2 protein-coding genes are annotated in these 1522 nt (G+C 73.5%); one reads left to right on the top strand and one right to left on the bottom strand.

Features of this window, described 5'->3' with window-relative positions:
- Nucleotides 1-129 precede the first annotated feature (129 nt).
- A complete protein-coding gene (locus GUY60_RS37605; RefSeq protein WP_161705985.1) occupies nucleotides 130-819 on the top strand; it encodes an HAD-IA family hydrolase in 690 nt (229 codons plus the stop codon).
- Between the two features lie 51 nt (nucleotides 820-870).
- Here GUY60_RS37605 and GUY60_RS37600 read toward each other — a convergent pair.
- Nucleotides 871-1522, bottom strand: a 652-nt coding sequence (locus tag GUY60_RS37600) for a peptidoglycan-binding protein (protein ID WP_187370234.1), incomplete at its 5' end; no start/stop codon positions are given.

The raw sequence follows: 1522 nt of genomic DNA, 5'->3' as shown, positions 1-1522 counted from the left end.
GGGCAGGGCGGTGGCGCAGTGGCGCCTCTTTTTTGTATCGTGTGGGAACAAAGTGGCTCCCGCTCGTTTTCCCTGACCGGCGGGCGGGGCCACCTTGATTCTTTCTCCGCCCCGTTCTGGAGCATGCCGATGACGGCCACGCCGCCCACCGTTCTCACCGCCCGAGCCCTGCTGCTCGACATGGACGGCACGATCGTCAACTCCGACGCCGTGGTGGAGCGCTGCTGGCGCCGCTGGGCCGAGCGGTACGGCCTGGACTTCGACGCGGTCATCAAGGTCGTGCACGGACGGCAGGGGTACGCCTCCATGGCGGTGCTGCTGCCCGAGCGCCCGATGGCGGAGAACTACGCGGAGAACCGCGAGATGCTCGCCGAGGAGACCGCCGACGTCGAAGGCGTCGTGCCGGTCGGCGGCGCCCCCGCGTTCATGGCCGCCATCGCCGAACTCCCGCACGCCCTGGTCACCTCGGCCGACGCCGCGCTCGCCAAGGCCCGGATGGACGCGGCCGGGCTGCCGATCCCCATGGTCAAGGTCACCGCCGAGTGCGTGGGCGCGAGCAAGCCGGACCCCGAGGGCTTCCTGAAGGGCGCCGCCGAACTGGGCGTCGACCCCGCGGACTGCCTCGTCTTCGAGGACTCCGAGGCGGGCGTCGCGGCCGGTCGCGCCGCGGGCATGCGCGTGGTGGGCGTCGGCCCCCGCGCGGCGGCGTACGCGCCGGACGTGCACGTCGAGGACCTGCGCCAGATCACCGTCGAGCCGGTGACAGGACCGTCCGGCGAGCGGACGCTGCGCCTCCTGGTCGCTCCCGCCGCGGCCTGACCGCCGCTGAGTTCCTTCGAGTTCCTCATCGGCGCCCCATAGGGGGCGTTTTCACCGGCCTCCGGACGCGTCCCGCTCCGGTTCCTCGGTCTCCGATTCCAGTGCCTCGCGCGTGGCGGGGCCGTACACGCCCGGTGGGTCCGAATCGACTCCACGCGCGTACTGGTAGCGCTCCACGGCGTCCTCGACCAGCACGCCGTACGTGCCGTCCTCCGGCCCCGCGTACAGGTACAGCTGTGCCAGGCGGTTCTGCAACTCCCGTACCTCCGCGCCCCGGTCGCCCTTCGTCAGCACCGGCTTCTCGGGTGACCTGGGCGTGCCGATCGAGCCCGTCGCGGAGGCGGTGGGCGGCGGTGCGGTGGTCGACGGGGAGCGGCTGGGCGGTGCCGTACGGAGGGGTGTGGCCGTCGGTGAGCTCGACGGCGTGGCGGTCGCCTCGGGGGACGCGGACGGGGTTCCGGTGCGGCTCGGCGCGGTCGTGAGCGGCGTCGACGGGGCGGTGCTGCGCTGGTCGGGGAGTGCCTGTTCGCGCTCGGGCGGGCCGGAGAACAGCCCGCTCGCCGCCGCCGTCACGGCCACCACGGCGAGGGCCGCCCCGGCCACGGACAGGACCGCGACCCGGCGCCTGCGCGGCTCGGGCGGCGGTACGTACGGCTGCTCGTGGGGCTGTTCTTGGGACTGCTCCTGCGGTACGGGGGTGGTT

The organism is Streptomyces boluensis (genome assembly GCF_009908195.1).
Lineage (GTDB): Bacteria > Actinomycetota > Actinomycetes > Streptomycetales > Streptomycetaceae > Streptomyces > Streptomyces boluensis.
This window is presented reverse-complemented; position numbering and strand designations above follow the sequence as displayed.

Excerpts from the sequence above, each read along its gene's own strand:
- GUY60_RS37605 (WP_161705985.1), top strand. The coding sequence starts at position 130 with ATGACGGCCACGCCGCCCACCGTTCTCACCGCCCGAGCCCTGCTGCTC.